This is a genomic window from Methylosinus sp. PW1 (assembly GCF_000745215.1).
GTDB lineage: Bacteria > Pseudomonadota > Alphaproteobacteria > Rhizobiales > Beijerinckiaceae > Methylosinus.
Window position 1 is genome coordinate 1,352,145 of sequence record NZ_JQNK01000009.1, and the last position, 14,594, is coordinate 1,366,738.

The window sequence follows — 14,594 nt, forward strand, 5'->3', positions numbered from 1 at the left end:
CTTTTGCGGATACTGGCCTGAGGTCCCGCCGAGGTAAAGAAGAAATTCGCACACGCCATTTCTATTGGCGGAATGAGCTTCGACTTTGCAGAGCAAAGCTCAATTATAATTTGATTTAATTCAGAGAAAAATACGTCTCTAGGTTCCCGTCATCAAAAAATGCAGAATAGAAACGAAAACGGCCGCGCTCGTCGCGCGGCCGTGAAATTCCAGCGGGCGGGGCCGAAAGGCCCGAAATCTCAGCGGATCACGTAAGGCAGAAGGCCGAGGAAACGGGCGCGCTTGATGGCCTGGGCCAATTCGCGCTGCTTCTTGGCCGAGACGGCCGTGATGCGCGAGGGCACGATCTTTCCGCGCTCGGAGATGTAGCGCGAGAGCAGGCGCGTGTCCTTATAGTCGATCTTCGGGGCGTTGGCGCCGGAGAAGGGGCAGGACTTGCGGCGGCGGAAGAAGGGGCGGCGGGCTGCAGCGCTCATCAGAAAGTCTCTCCTTCGGCGCGGGGTTCGTCACGGCGCGGGCGGCGGTCGCCACGGTCGCCTCTATCGCCACGGTCGGGGCGCGGGCCGCCGGGGCCGCGGCGGTCGCCACGGTCGTCGTCGTCACGCTTGCGCAGCTGGGCGGAGGGGCCTTCCTCCAGCGCATCGACGCGCAGGGTGAGGAAGCGCAGAACGTCCTCGCTCAGGCCCTGCTGACGCTCGACCTCGGCGAGAGCCGCGGGCGGGGCGTCGATGTTGAGAAGGGTGAAATGCGCCTTGCGGTTCTTCTTGATCCGATAGGCGAGGGACTTGACGCCCCAATATTCGGTCTTGGTCACCTTGCCGCCGAGCGAGGCGATGATGCCCTTGAACTGCGTCGTCAGAGCTTCCACCTGCTGGGGCGAAACGTCCTGGCGCGCAAGATAGATATGCTCGTAGAGAGCCATTCTCTTGCCTTTCCTCATCGTCGCGAGCCCGCTCTCGGCGCAGAGCCCTTCGAGCCTTCAAAGGAAAGGCTCGATCGGGAAGTTCGAAGGCGGAGACACTGGAAGACGGGCGAACCCTGCCTGTGGCGGAGCCAAAGGCCTTCCGTTCAGCCCCCGGCCGGAAGCGTCGCGAAGCGCGCTTTATAGCGGCGTGGGCGCAGGATGCAAGCCGCTCTCGCCGCCGGGCAATTTCTCAGTTCGAATTATTGCCCAGACTGGTCGCCAGCGACCCCAACGCACGGCAATCGATAGGAAGCCGCCAAAGCTTCAACGCGGTGTCGATGCCGCTATCCCTCGGACGGGAGACGGAACGCGCCGAAGGCTCATCGCAAAGCGCCGTCGTCACACGGTCCCGGCCGGCTGCGGCAGCCGGTCGTAGACATAGAGGGCGCCGACGTCCAGCGTCTGCCGCGGCGTCATGCTTCTGCCCAGCGGGGAGGCGATGGGGTCGTCTATGCGATGGCCGGCGAGCGCCGCGCCCTCCGTCTGCGATGGGACATAGCTGCGGCCGTAGCGGGCGAGCCAGGCCTCCCATATGCGGTCCACATTGCAATGATTGAGGTAGAACACCGGGTCATTGGGCGAGGTGGAGGGCGACATGTCGCCGCCGACCCAGACATGGACGCGATTGTGCAGCCAGGGCGATTGCCCGCCGCGGTCCGCCGTCCAGCCCTCCAGCCGATTGCGAAAGCCCGCCGAGGACGGGTCCCAATTTGGCGCGTCGAAAGAGCCGAGCGCGAGCGCATTGGCGACATGGGCGCTGGTCGGCAATTGCGGCGCGCCGGAGGCCGCGAAGACGCGCCGCAGGCCCCGGTTCACCGAGCCGAGCGCGCCGGAGGCGTTGGCGACGACGCGCACGCGAAAGGATTTGGCGTCATTGGGATCATAAGCGAAACGGCCTGTGGAGACCGGGCTCCCCTGCCCGCCGAGGCAATCCGCCTTCCAAATATCCGCGGCGGTCTGGCGCGCGGCCGGCAGATCGCCGTCGGCGCCCCAATCCCAATAAGGCAGGCCGAAATTCGCATCGCCGAGCACGCGCTGCAAATTCTGCTCGAGCAGCAGCAGCATGACGCGGTGCCAGGGCGCGAAGATCGGCCCCCTATGCGCGGCGTTGCGCCCCGCGGCGTTGCCGGCGGGCGTCAGCCGCATCATCGCCGTGTGATGCCAGACGACAAAGAGATCATAGGTGCTGACCGGCTGCGCCCGGCCGGGAATGCCGAAATCGGCGGTGCTGCGGCCGGAGGGCTCGAGCTTCAAAGCCAGCACGCCGTCGATGAATTTGTCGCGTATGGCGCGGTCGGTCAGGATATTCTTGCGCGTGACGGCCATCGGGCGCTCCCGGCGGAATAAAAATCAATGCTGATGCTTGGGCGCGGCGGGCTTTTTCGGCGCGGCCGGCTTTTTGGCTGCCGCGAATTTGGCGGCGGCCGGCTTGCGGGCGGCGCGCTTTGGAAAATCATCGGGGAAATTGTCGATCAGCGCCTTCACCATGTCGACCGCCGACAGCGTCTGGTAATTCGGCAGCGAATGGCAATGCACCTGGCCGGAATCGTCGACGCCGATCGGCGCGACGAGCGGCTTGCCGTCCACCTCTATCTCGTAATGCGTGCGGATCACGATCTTATGGCCGTCGTAGAGCTGCTCGCGCACGCTCTCGCCGCCATGGCCGCTATGAACATGGGCGGGCGCCTTCGCCGTCTCGGCGGAGAGATAATCGCCGAGCTTCGCCGGCGCCGCGGAAGCCGCGATCTTCTTCAAATCCATGGCGCGCCTCGCAGTCTGGGCGTATTCGCCTCTTCGATCGGATAGGAAATCTTGAAATGCGCGCCGCGAAGACGTCTCGCCTTGCGGCGAGCGGCCTCTCACGCGCCGTTCCGTCCTCGAAGCCTCGACGACGGCTGTGCAAAATTAAATCACGACTTTCGGCTTCTCGTCGAGTCTCACTTTATCGGAACGATGAAATTCTTTCGCGCCCCGCGCCATCCCATTTCGGCCGCATTTGCTCCCGAGAAACGACGCGGACGTAAACGGAACGGAGAGCAATGGGCATGATCTCGACCTGGGCGCGCTGCGCGGGAGCTATCGCATTCGGCCTCGTCCTTTCGGAGAGCGCGCAGGCGGCCAATCCCTTCGATCGCGGCCCGGTCGCGGATTTCGTCAACAACTTCCGCCTGCAGTCGATCCCGAGCCAGGAGGTCGTGTGGAGCCATCCGCAATATAAGAAGGGCACGATCGTCGTCTCCACCAAGGAGCGGCGGCTCTATTATGTGCTCGGCCCCACAAGGGCGATCGAATATGGCGTCGGCGTCGGCCGCGAGGGCTTCACCTGGTCCGGCGTGAAGACGATCACAGCCAAAAAGGAATGGCCCGATTGGCGCCCGCCCGCCGCCATGCTGAAGCGCCGGCCGGACCTGCCCCGCTATATGGCGGGCGGCCAGGACAATCCGCTCGGCGCGCGCGCGCTCTATCTCGGCTCCAGCGAATATCGCATCCACGGCTCCAATGAGGGCGACACGATCGGCGAGGCGGTCTCCTCCGGCTGCATCCGCATGACCAATCGCGACGTCGCCGATCTCTATGATCGGGTGAAGGTCGGAACCCGCGTGGTCGTGCTGAAATGACAGCGGCGCCCTTCTCGAGCTATTAACCCGCACGGCGCTATCGTGGCGGCGACGGCGGCGGAGTCTCGAGGAAGACGATCATGCGCAAGCTCTGCATTCTGGCCGGTCTCGTCGCCGCCTATGCGCTGCTCGCGGGTTGCGACAAATGCACCCACGAGCTGCAGGACATACGCCTGCCGCTGCCGCCGCAAGCCTGCGCGCGCTGAACGCTTTTTCTGCGGCCGCCTTTGCTCTATAGAGCGCCTGACGCGGATCGAGGAAGGTGAGCGAAGATGGCGGCCGGCCGTTTCGTCGAGATAAAAAAGCGCGGCGAGAAATTCGTCGTGCTGACCGCCTATGACGCGCCGACCGCGCGGCTCGAGGCGGAGGCCGGCGTCGATATCGTCATGATCGGCGACAGCGTCGGCACAAATGTGCTGGGCTACGCCAGCGAGCGCGAGGTGACGCTGGACGATATGGCGCATCACATCGCCGCCGTGCGCCGCGGCGCGCCGGGCGTCTATCTCATCGGCGATCTCCCCTTCGCCACCTATGACAGCGAGGCGCAAGCGCTCGCCAGCGCCGCGCGTCTCGCGCAGGCCGGCGCCGATTGCGTGAAATTCGAAGGCGCGCGACCTGGCATCGTGCGCGCGCTGAAGCGCGAAGGCTATGAGGTGTGCTGCCACATCGGGCTCGAGTCGCAGCATCAGGAGGGCAAGCGCCGCCAGGGCAAGACGGCGGAAGCGGCGGCCAAGCTGCTCGCCGACGCGCTGGCGCTGGATGCGGCGGGCGCCGATTTCCTCGTTCTCGAGCTGATCCCGCGCGAGCTCGCGGCGAAGATCACAGAGCGTCTGCGCGCGCCGACGATCGGCATAGGCGCGGGCGCCGATTGCGACGCGCAAGTGCTGGTCGTGCATGATCTCGCGGCGCTGGGAACGCGCGACTTCAAGCATAATCGCCGCTATGTCGAGCTGGGCGCGGCGCTGCGCGCGGCGGTCGCCGCTTATGCGCAGGACGTTCGCGAGGGGCGCTTTCCGGCCGAGGAGAATGGCTTCTCCATGGAGGCGGCGGAGCTGGCGGCATTGGAAAAGATCATCGCATGAGCGCGTCTCGCATCGGACTTCTGCTCGTCAATCTCGGCACGCCGCAGGGCGCCGATTATTGGTCGGTGCGGCGCTATTTGCGCGAGTTTCTGTCGGATCGCCGCGTCGTCGATCTGCCGCCGCTGCTGTGGCGCCCCATTCTCGAGAGCTTCGTGCTCACCTTTCGGCCGCGCCGCTCGGCGCGCGCCTATCGCTCCGTCTGGAACAATGAGCGCGACGAAGGCCCGCTGAAGACGATCACGCGCGCGCAGGCGGAAAAGCTCGCCCCCCGCTTCGCGGAGCAGAATGTCGTCGTCGATTTCGCCATGCGCTACGCCGGGCCGTCCATCGGCGAGAAGATCGACGCGCTGCGCGCCGAGGGCTGCGAGCGTATCTTGCTGTTTCCGCTCTATCCGCAATATGCCGCCTCGACGACGGCCTCCGTCTTCGACGATGCGGCGCGCGCGCTGGCTCTGTTGCGCGAGCAGCCGACATTGCGCATCGTCCCGCCCTTCTATGACGATTCCGCCTATATAGAAGCGCTCGCCGCCTCGACGCGCGCGCAGCTCGCTGCGCTGGAGTTTACGCCGGATGTTCTGATCGCCTCCTTCCACGGCCTGCCGCAAGCGCAGATCGACCGCGGCGATCCCTATCGCCGCCATTGCGAGGCGACATACGATCGTCTGCGCGCCGCGCTCGGCATGTCGACGCAGCATTTGCGCCTCGCCTTTCAATCGCGCTTCGGCCGCGCGCAATGGATCGGCCCCTATACGGCCAATGTGCTGCAGGAGCTGGCGCAGAGCGGCGTAAAACGCGTCGCCGTGCTGACGCCGGGCTTCGTCTCCGATTGTCTGGAGACGCTCGAGGAGATCGGCGTCGAGCTGCGCCATTCTTATTTGACAGCCGGCGGCGAAAAATTCGCGCGGCTCGATTGCCTCAACGACAGCGACGATGGATTGCGCGCGCTGGAGACGATCGCGCGGCGGGAGCTCGCCGGCTGGCTGGACTCGTGAGCGGCGTCAGGCTTCTGCGGAAATCTTTCCGCCGCTGATCGTGACGATGCGGTCGGCGGCGTCGAAATAGCGGTCGTCATGCGAGATGACGACGAGCGTCTTGCCGCGCCGTTTCAGATCGGGAAGAATCTCGCGATAGAAAGCGCGGCGAAACGCCGGGTCCTGCTCCGCCGCCCATTCGTCGAATACCATCACCGGCCGTCCCTCGGCGAAAGCGGACACGAGCGCGAGACGCTTGCGCTGGCCGGCGGAGAGCGCCGTTGTCGTATAGACGCCATTCTCGATCGCGGTCTTTTCCGAAATCTCCATGAGCGCGAGATAATCCTGCGCCGCGGCGGCCGACTCCTGCGAGATGCTCACATCATCGAAAAGAAAATAGTCGAAGAAAACGGCGGAGAACAGCTGGCGATAATCGTCGCGCTCGTCGTCGGAGACTGGCCGGCCATCGACGAGAATTTCGCCGCTCGTCGGCGAATAGACGCCGAGAATGAGCTTGAGCAGCGTGGTCTTGCCGCCCCCATTCTCGCCGACGATGAACACGATCTCGCCGGGGCGAATGTGAAAATCCGCCGGGCCGAGCGTGAAGCCGGCGACATTCTCCTCCTGCGAATATTGAAAGGTCACGCCGCGCAATTCCACCGAGCCGACGAAAGGCGAAGGCGGCTGCGCTGCGCTTTCGACGAGCCGCGGCTCCGCCGTCGTGAAGCTCTCGGAGAGATCGACGACGCGGCGAAACGAGGTCGCGGCGCGGCCGAACATCGCGACATGGGCGATCACCGCATTGATGGGCGCGCGCATATAGAGAAGCGCGACAATGAACGTCCCTGTCGTGGCGGGCGCTTCCCCCAGCGCCGATTGCGCGGCGGTCAGCCCGCCGATGACGATGAAGATGGAGGTCGTGTCGATCGCCTCGACAGTGGAGAAGATCACGAAATTGCGGGTGGTCAGATCGCGTATGCGCTCGATCCGCGCAAACAGCCGATCATTGCGGAAAACAGCGCGCCGCGCGCGATTGAGGCGCAACTCCTTCGCGCCCTCGATCAGCGCGTCATAATCCTTCTGCAGCTCGTCGCGCGCGCGTCTTTCGGCGTCGAATAGCACGAAGGCCGTCGAAAGGGCGCGCCGCATGAGATAGATCGGCAGGCCGGCGAAGGCGACGGCGACCAGCGCGAGGCGCCAGGACAAAAAGACGAGATAGGCCGCGCAGCCGAGCGCGGTGAGCACGGACACGAAGAGAAAGGGAAGTCCGCGCACGAACTGGCAGATTTCATCGACGTCGTGATTGAGCGCGGTGACGATGCGATGCCGCTGCAAGCGCTCGAGCGCCGCGACCGGCGCGCAGAGAATCTTGTCGACAAGCTCCTTGCGAAGATCGGCGACGGCGCCCTGGACGACCTCGCTGTTCGCGCGGTTCGCGACGATTTCGCCTGCGAGAATGGTCGCGCAGAGCCCCGCGAAAATCGCGATCTCGGCGGCGGCGAGGCCATTGCCGAGGGCGCGCTCGATCATGGCGAGAACGCCGACCGTCGCGAGGCTCGACGCGCCGCCCGTCAGCGCCGCGGCGAGAGCCTGCCTTTTATAGGGCGCGAGCAGACGAGCGGACGCGCGCAGAAGAAACCTGTTCCGCATCTATGGCCTCGGTGAAATGAATGAATAAAATCACTGCGTCCGCCCCGTCAGCCGCCGCCACAGCTCGTCGAAGGGACGATAGACGAAACGCACCTCATGCTTGCCCTGCGACACGGCGACGGCGCGGAACATCACATTGGCGCGGAGAATCTCCGCCGGCTCGCCGTCGATTTCCGCGGTCCAGGACGGATGGAAAATATCGTTCAGCACCACATAGCCGCCGCCGCGCGGAACGTCGGCGTCGATGACCACCTCCGTATTGCCATAGGAGCGGATGCGCGCGCCGCTCGCCTCGCCCTCCTCCGGCCGCGAATGACGGCAGACGGGCGGCTCCTCCAGCAAAACGCTGGCGCGGTAATCGAGATCGGGCCAAACGCCATCCTCGATCATCTGCGCGAAATCGACGCGCGTGGCGCAGGTCGCGAGCAGCACGCGCGGCAGCGCGCGCTTGTTCTCATAGACATAGGCGTCCTTGGTGCGCCCGATGAATTCGAGATCGCCCGGCTTCAAATTCTTGTCGATCTGCTCGATCGGAACGCCGGTCGCGATGAAGCGCAGCCCGATGAGATCGGCGAGCGTCGAGCGATAGGAGGGATAGAGCTTGGAGAAGACGCGCTGGTCGGGCAGCGCGAGATGATCGCCGACGCCGGTCGCATCCTCGAGCAGGCGCAGGCGCACCGGATTGTAGCCGAACTCCTGATCGAAGCCATGCACCAGCGAGGCGTTGGGCCAGTGGAAATCAATGCCCGCGAGCTCGGCGCGGTCGCGCCGATCCGGCGCCGCCGTCGCCGCGAGACGCGCGCGCAGGAGAGCGATCGTGTCGTTTTGCGTATCGGCGCGCAGCACGTCGAAATTCTGCGGCGGCAGCGCCGTCGATTCATTGGGGCCGTTGTTGACGGCGAGATCGAGCGTCATCGTCGCGCCGACGGCGGCGAGCAGCGCATAGCGGCGCGTCGCGAGCTGCGGCGCGAAGGCGATGATGAGAAAGGCGAGCGCCACGAAGCCGGCGCTCTGCGCGAGCGGCAGGAGCGCTGCGGAAAGATGATCCTTGCTCCAGGCGAGCGCAATGGCGAGCGCGAATAGAACGCCCAGCGCCGCCGCGAGATAGCGCAAAGGCGGCTTGCTCGGCGCATTGGCGACGACATTGAGGCCGAAGCCGGCGAGAATGGCGAGCACGGCGCAGAGCGGGAAGGTCGCGTCCGCCGGGCGGCGGAAGAGATCGACGCCCGGTATGTGGAGCATCAGCGCGAAGGCCGGCGTGAAGCGGCCGAGCGCATAGAGCAGCAGCGCCAGCGCCGCGGCGGAAAAAAAGCTGATCTCGCGATTGGACGGCAGGCCGTGGCGCGTCAGCGCGATGAGCGAGAGCAGCGGCAGCGCGCCAATGTAGACATCGCACATGTTGCGCGCGAGAAAGAGATCCGGCGAGCCGAAGACCGCCGCCGGCGGTCCCCAGAAATTCGCGAGCGGACCATCCGTGCCGAAGAGATTGGCCGAGACGAAAGTGAGCAGCGCCGCTGGATGCAGCGAGCCGCGCAAGGCGCCTTCGAGATCGATGGCCGGCCGATTGGATTGCGACGCCAGCTCCATCGTCAGCAGCAGCGGAACGATGATGATAGCGATTCCGCAGGCGGCGCCGGCCGCGAGCGGCGCGACGGCGGTGGAAATCTTCGCATCATCCGAGAAGACGCGGAAGACGGCGTAGGCCGAGAGGACGAGCACTTCCAGAAAAGCGACCTGATCGCGGCCGAGCACGAGAAAGGCCGCCGCCACGCCGGCATAGGCGCCCCATTGCGCCGAGCGGCGATCGAGCGCGCGGGCGAGCAGAAAGAGCGTCACCGGGAACCAGGCGAGGCTCATCACCTGCCCCGTATGCTGAATGCGCCAGGCGGCCGAGCCGCCGAAGGCGAAAGCCAGCGCGCAGAGCAGCGCGCCTTCCGCCGAAAATTTGCGGTCGCGGAAATAGGCGATGAAGGCGAGCCCGCCCATCGCCAGCATCGCGAAGACGATGCCGTCCTCGAGCGCGAAGGAGGGCTCGGGAACGAGCCAGGCGGCGATGAGGAAGAAGGGCGAGAAGATCAGCGATTGCGGATCGGCGAGCTGCGGCGAGCCGGCGAAGACATTGGGCGTCCAGAAGGGCGATTGGCCGGAATGCAGCGCATGGGCGAGAAAGGCGAATTGCGGCTGGAAATGCGCCTTGGCGTCCCAAGGGACGGTGACGCGGCCGGACGCCCAAGGAAAGGCGAGAACCACCGCAGCGGCCAGAAAGACGAGCGCGGCGGCGCCATGGGAAACATTGGTCTGCGGACGCTCGGTCACTCTGTTCTCACTCCGACGAATCTCATTCGCGCTGCATTGCACATGAATTTTGCAAAAGCGCAAAGGATGAAGGGCGCGCTGGCGCGCTCACGCGCCGGCAGCGCGCTGCGGCCTCGCCGCGGCCTGCTTTTCCGCCTGCCCGTCGAAACGGCGGCGCGACTCCTCGATCGTCTCGACATGCTCGAGCGCCCAATCGCCGAGCCGATGCAGCGGCTCGCGCAGAGAGTGGCCGAGCGGCGTCAGCTCGTAATCGACGCGGGGCGGTATAGTGGGATAGACACTGCGCGTGACGAAGCCGTCACGCTCGGCCGCGCGCAGCGTCAACGTCAGCATGCGCTGCGATATGCCGCCGATGCGACGCCGCAGCTCGTTGAAGCGCAGAGGCCCCTCGCCGAGCGATTCGACGACCAGCACGGTCCATTTGTCGCCGATCCGCGATAGAATGGCCGCAATGCGCCCGCATTGGGCGGGAACATGAATGTGACCCCGTTCCAAAAATGTGCCTCCTTGCGCGCCGCGCCGATAGGAAGCAAGCTAGCCTAAGTTACCACTTTATACCAGGAGCGAGCCGCATGACGCGCCTTTTGCACATTGACTCGAGCATTATGGGAGAGAAATCGCTCAGCCGCCGCCTCACCGCCGAGCTGGTGGAGAAGCTGCGCGGCGATATCCCCGGGCTCGAGGTCGCCTATCGCGACGTCGCCGCCGTGGCGCCGCCCATTCTCTCCAGCGCTCTCTTCTTCGCCCGCGGAGCCGGCGCGGAGCCGGAGGATGCGGCGCTGCGGGCCGAGCTTGCCACCGCCCGCACGATTCTGGAGGAGTTTCTCGCCGCAGATATCGTCGTGATCGGCGCGCCCATGTATAATTTCTCCATCCCCACGCAATTGCGCGGCTGGATCGACCATCTCGTCGTGCCGGGCAAGACCTTCACCTATACGGCCGACGGGCTCAAGGGCCTCGTGACCGGCAAGCGCCTCATCGTCGTCTCGACGCGCGGCAGCCTCTATGCCGGGAATGAGACGCTTTCCGCGCAGGACCATCAAGAGGCCTATCTGCGCACGACCTTCGGCAATCTCGGCGTCGCCGATTTCGCCTTCGTGCGCGCCGAGGGCGTCGGCCTCGGCCCGGCGCAGAAGGAGGAGGCGCTGGCCTCCGCTCGCCGCGACATCGCCGCGCTGCAGGCCGCCTGAGCAAAAAAACGGCCCCACGGGCGAACGTGGGGCCGAGACCTGAAGGGGAAATGACTACGTCCTAGAATTCCGCACGACCGCCGGAAGGGCGGCGACTCGCGACGCCACACGCAACCGACGCGATCAATCGAACACGGAGCCCAGCGCCGCTCCGATGAGACCGAAAACCACTGCGCTGGCGATGATGGCCGGGCCGCCCAACAGGCCATAGCCCACCACTCCGCCGATGACCGCCGCTATGCCGCCGGCGATCAGCTTGCCCGTATTATTGTCCTTCTTGCCGGCCTCGCCGGACTTTTCCGCGATATTGTCGGCCATTTGCGCTTCTCCTCGAGAAGAGTAAGCCCTCGGACGCCGCATCACGGCCCTCTTCTAGCAGGCGCGTGTAATGCTCTCGTGTGAGTCTCTTGACGGGGGAATGACAGCGGGGCGTGACCCTCTCCCGAGCGCCTTCGGCGCTCGACCTCCCCCCTCGAGGTCTATCGAATTCACACATTGCGAAACGCAGCAGCCGTCCTGGCCGGGCTTGTCCCGGCCATCCACGCCAAGTAGCTGCGAAACCATAGGAAAGCGCCCACCGACGACGGATTCGTCCCCCGGCGGGCGCCCACCGGAGCTTCGGCGTCACGCCGAACTTTCAAGACCCCTCGGCGTCCTGGCGTGGGTGGCCGGGACGAGCCCGGCCAAGACGCCGCGGGGGGGGGGGGGCAAAACGCCGCGGGGGCGAGGAGCATGTGTGCATTCGATGGCCCCTGAAGGGTGACGCGCCACTCTCGGCGTTCGCCCGATTGCTCTTGCCTTTCGCCCGGCGCGGCTTTCGCCCGGGACGAAAGCTTAGTAAAGTCGCGCCGCAATTTCGGCCGGCGCGGGGAGCCGGTCTCCCAATCGAGGACAAAAGACGTGACAGGGACATTGGATACGAGCGGGCGCGCCACGGCGAGCGTCAATGCGCTGGCGGGCGAGATCGTCGACAGGCTCGTCGCGGGCGCGGAGCGCTATCGCCTCGCCGTTTCGCGCGGAAGCCTCGGAGAGCTGCTGATCGACGCCGGCGCCAAGGTGGCGGGGGGCATCGACGCGGGCCTGCTGCTCACGGAAATCTGCCTCGGCGGCCTCGGCAAGGTCACGCTCTCGCCGGCCCCGGGCCAGAAGAACTGGCCCTTCTGGCTGACCGTCTCCAGCAATGATCCGGTCGTCGCCTGCCTCGCCAGCCAATATGCCGGCTGGAGCCTCTCCCATGAGAAATTCTTCGCGCTCGGCTCCGGCCCCGGCCGCTCGCTGGCGCGCAAGGAGGCGCTGTTCCAGGAGCTTCCCTACAAGGACGCCGCCGATCGCTCGACCATCGTGCTCGAGGCCGGCGCGCCGCCGCCGGAGGCCGTGGTCGCCAAGGTCGCCAATGATTGCGGCGTCTCGCCCGACAAGCTCGCCTTCGTCTATGCGCCGACGCAGAGCCTCGCCGGCAGCGTGCAGGTGGTCGGCCGCGTGCTCGAGGTGGCGCTGCACAAGGCGCATGAGCTGAAATTCCCGCTCGAGCATATCGTCGACGGCATAGCGACGGCGCCGCTCTCGCCGCCTCACCCGGATTTCGTCACGGCCATGGGCCGCACCAATGACGCGATCATCTACTCCGGCCGCGCCCATCTCTTCGTGCGTGGATCGGCGGCGGCGGCCAAGGAGCTGGCCGAAAAGCTGCCGAGCTCGACCTCGCGCGACTATGGACGGCCTTTCGCGGAAATTTTCAAAGCGTATAAGGGCGACTTCTACAAGATCGACCCCAGCCTGTTCTCGCCCGCCGAGGCGATCGTGACGGCAGTGGAGACAGGCGAGACTTTCCGTGGCGGAGCCATCGACGAAAAACTGCTCGAAGCCTCTTTCGGCTGAGCCCGCGCGCCCCCGCGAGGGGGCGCCGCGCATCGCGATCTTCACCGACGAGCTCGACTGGCATGTCGAGCGTCTCATCAAGGGCTTCGCGCGCCATGGCGCGCGGGCCGTTCCCGTGCGCCTTTCGGCCTGCAAGATCGACACGGCCCGGCCGCAGCTCATCGCCATTCCGGGCTTTCACGGCGCGCTGCCGGACGCCGCCGTCGTGCGCGCCATCGGCGACGGCTCGCTGGAGACCGTCACGCTGCGGCTCGGCGTGCTGCACGCGCTCGGCGCGCTCGGCGTTCCGCTGGTCAATAGCGCCCGCGCGATCGAGCGCTGCACCGACAAATCCGCCGCGAGCTTTCTGCTCGCCGCCGCGCGCATTCCGACGCCCGCGACCTTCGTGACCGGCTCGCGCGCCGAGGCGCTGCGCATCATCCGCAGCGAATGCGGGCTCGCGCCGCTGGTGCTGAAGCCATTGTTCGGCGCGCAGGGCTGGGGCTTGAAGCTCATCCGCCGCGAGGAGGATCTGCCGACGACGGAGGAGGCGCGCGGCGTCTTCTATCTGCAGCGCTTCGTCCCGCCGCGGGACGTCTGGTACGAGGATATGCGCATTCTCGTCTCCCATGGCGAAATCATCGGCGCGATGCGGCGGCGCTCGCGACGCTGGATCACCAATATCCGCCAAGGCGCGAAGCCGAATCCCTGCGAGCCGAGCGCGCGCGAGCGCGAATTGGCGCTGCGCGCCGTCGCAGCGCTCAGCGCCGATTTCGCCGGCGTCGACATCATCAGCGGCGCCGACGGCCTGCCCATAGTGCTGGAGGTCAACAGCATGCCGGGCTGGAGCGGGCTGCAGAGCGTGACCCCCTATCAGATCGCCGAGCGCATCGCCGGCGACATAATGGCGGCGATCGGCGCCGCCGCGCGCCGCGCCAATGGCTGAGTCTCTTTCGGAACAAATCGCCCGCGTCTTCATCGCCGCCTGCGAGGACGAGCTCGCTGCGCCCAAGCCCGGCAATGTCCATATATATGCGCCCGGCCATGGCATGGAGGCGCAGGACTTCATCGCCAGCGCCGCCGCCGCGGCTCCGCATCTCGCCGCGGCGGAAGCCAGCGTCGGCGCGCGCATCCTCGGAGCGGTGGAGGCGACCTGGGCGCGCGTCGGCTGCAATACCAATCTCGGCATTATTCTCCTCTGCGCGCCGCTCGCTCACGCCGCATTGCGAGAGGGCGAGGGCGGGCTCGCAGAGAAGCTCGCAGCGACATTGGAATCGCTCGATTCGTCGGACGCCGATCTCGCCTTTCGCGCCATATTGCGCGCCTCGCCCGCCGGTCTCGGCTCGGCGTCGCAGCACGATGTCGCCGAACCGGCGCAAATCTCGCTCGCGGAGGCCATGGCGCTCGCCGCCGACCGCGACCTCGTCGCACGGCAATATGCGAATGGATTCGCCGATATTTTCGGGCTGGGCCAGGAGGCGATCCGCGGCGCGCGGGCGCGCGGCCACGACCGCGAGACGGTGACGCTGCTTCTCTTCATGACTTACGCACGACTTTTTGCCGACACGCATATCCAGCGGAAATTCGGCGAAAAAGTCGCTCTAGAGACCTTGACGCGCTTTCGAGAAGCGGCTTCTCTTCTAGACGCCGCGCACGATAGAGATTCCATGTTCCGCATCGCGCTGAAGCTGGATCATTCTCTCAAAAAAAGCGGCTATAATCCGGGCGCCTGCGCGGACCTGACGGTCGCCGCGCTTTTTGTCGATTCTCTCCTCGCCATCTTGCCGAACGTCCACAAAAATGGTTGAGTTCGCGCCGCGCGAGATGGTCTCGCGACCGGCTCGTCCGGCTCGGCCGCATTTCGGCCTGACGCCGGAGAGACAGAGGGAGGCGCCCGCGCTGGCAGCCGCGTGGGCGACAAGTCGAGTTTATCGAAAGGAAGAAAC

General features: G+C 65.9%; 16 protein-coding genes. 8 read left to right on the forward strand and 8 right to left on the reverse strand.

The annotated features are described in order from the left end of the window. Nucleotides 1-239 precede the first annotated feature (239 nt). The 4 genes from rpsR to K369_RS27240 form a co-directional block, all read right to left on the reverse strand. On the reverse strand, nt 240-476 hold the full coding sequence (gene rpsR / locus K369_RS16070; protein WP_018266677.1) for a 30S ribosomal protein S18: 237 nt from the start codon (nt 474-476) through the stop codon (nt 240-242). Further along, nucleotides 476-922 carry a 30S ribosomal protein S6 gene (rpsF, locus tag K369_RS16075; protein ID WP_024881051.1) on the reverse strand — a complete coding sequence of 149 codons (447 nt, stop codon included), beginning with the start codon at nt 920-922 and terminating at the stop codon, nt 476-478. The genes rpsR and rpsF overlap by 1 nt, the downstream gene beginning before the upstream one ends. Before the next feature lie 381 nt (nt 923-1,303). Next, nucleotides 1,304-2,290: a tyrosinase family protein gene (locus K369_RS16080; RefSeq protein ID WP_036292429.1), complete on the reverse strand. Its 987-nt coding sequence runs from the start codon at nt 2,288-2,290 to the stop codon at nt 1,304-1,306. Between the two features lie 24 nt (nt 2,291-2,314). Beyond that, nucleotides 2,315-2,725, reverse strand: coding sequence for a hypothetical protein (locus K369_RS27240; protein WP_036292430.1), 411 nt, complete (start codon nt 2,723-2,725; stop codon nt 2,315-2,317). Nucleotides 2,726-3,003: 278 nt separating this feature from the next. Between K369_RS27240 and K369_RS16090 the strand changes: the two genes are divergently transcribed. From K369_RS16090 to hemH, 4 genes are all read left to right on the forward strand, one after another. Beyond that, nucleotides 3,004-3,582, forward strand: a complete 579-nt coding sequence (locus K369_RS16090; protein ID WP_156967948.1) for a L,D-transpeptidase — start codon at nt 3,004-3,006, stop codon at nt 3,580-3,582. 80 nt (nt 3,583-3,662) lie between these two features. Then, on the forward strand, nt 3,663-3,788 hold the full coding sequence (locus tag K369_RS27995) for a hypothetical protein (protein WP_018266681.1): 126 nt from the start codon (nt 3,663-3,665) through the stop codon (nt 3,786-3,788). Between the two features lie 66 nt (nt 3,789-3,854). After that, nucleotides 3,855-4,664, forward strand: a complete 810-nt coding sequence (gene panB / locus K369_RS16095; RefSeq protein WP_036292431.1) for a 3-methyl-2-oxobutanoate hydroxymethyltransferase — start codon at nt 3,855-3,857, stop codon at nt 4,662-4,664. Beyond that, the gene (gene hemH, locus K369_RS16100; RefSeq protein WP_036292432.1) at nt 4,661-5,656 is read left to right on the forward strand and encodes a ferrochelatase; all 996 of its coding nucleotides are present in this window, start codon (nt 4,661-4,663) and stop codon (nt 5,654-5,656) included. The genes panB and hemH overlap by 4 nt, the downstream gene beginning before the upstream one ends. 6 nt (nt 5,657-5,662) lie before the next feature. Here hemH and K369_RS16105 read toward each other — a convergent pair whose 3' ends face one another. The 3 genes from K369_RS16105 to K369_RS16115 form a co-directional block, all read right to left on the reverse strand. Continuing rightward, nucleotides 5,663-7,285, reverse strand: coding sequence for a cyclic peptide export ABC transporter (locus K369_RS16105; protein WP_036292433.1), 1,623 nt, complete (start codon nt 7,283-7,285; stop codon nt 5,663-5,665). Nucleotides 7,286-7,315: 30 nt separating this feature from the next. Beyond that, entirely contained in the window at nt 7,316-9,601 is a 2,286-nt protein-coding gene (locus tag K369_RS16110; RefSeq protein WP_036295479.1) for a membrane protein, read from the reverse strand. An 87-nt stretch (nt 9,602-9,688) separates the two neighbouring features. Beyond that, nucleotides 9,689-10,096, reverse strand: a complete 408-nt coding sequence (locus K369_RS16115) for a helix-turn-helix domain-containing protein (protein ID WP_036292434.1) — start codon at nt 10,094-10,096, stop codon at nt 9,689-9,691. Between the two features lie 77 nt (nt 10,097-10,173). On the opposite strand from K369_RS16115, the gene K369_RS16120 reads away from it, so the two are divergent. After that, nucleotides 10,174-10,791 (forward strand): FMN-dependent NADH-azoreductase, encoded by a 618-nt coding sequence (locus K369_RS16120; protein ID WP_036292435.1) that lies wholly within the window; start codon nt 10,174-10,176, stop codon nt 10,789-10,791. A 123-nt stretch (nt 10,792-10,914) separates the two neighbouring features. Here the strand turns inward: K369_RS16120 and K369_RS16125 are convergent, their stop codons facing one another. Beyond that, nucleotides 10,915-11,109, reverse strand: a complete 195-nt coding sequence (locus tag K369_RS16125; RefSeq protein WP_036292436.1) for a hypothetical protein — start codon at nt 11,107-11,109, stop codon at nt 10,915-10,917. A gap of 582 nt (nt 11,110-11,691) precedes the next feature. Here K369_RS16125 and mch point away from each other — a divergent pair. From mch to K369_RS16140, 3 genes are read left to right on the forward strand one after another with little or no spacing between them, the layout of a single operon-like run. Continuing rightward, a complete protein-coding gene (gene mch / locus K369_RS16130; protein ID WP_036292437.1) occupies nt 11,692-12,669 on the forward strand; it encodes a methenyltetrahydromethanopterin cyclohydrolase in 978 nt (325 codons plus the stop codon). After that, on the forward strand, nt 12,623-13,594 hold the full coding sequence (locus K369_RS16135; RefSeq protein WP_051949338.1) for a RimK family alpha-L-glutamate ligase: 972 nt from the start codon (nt 12,623-12,625) through the stop codon (nt 13,592-13,594). The genes mch and K369_RS16135 overlap by 47 nt, the downstream gene beginning before the upstream one ends. Further along, nucleotides 13,587-14,456, forward strand: a complete 870-nt coding sequence (locus K369_RS16140; protein WP_036292438.1) for a triphosphoribosyl-dephospho-CoA synthase — start codon at nt 13,587-13,589, stop codon at nt 14,454-14,456. Before K369_RS16135 ends, K369_RS16140 begins: the two co-directional genes overlap by 8 nt. The last annotated feature ends 138 nt before the right edge of the window (nt 14,457-14,594 follow it).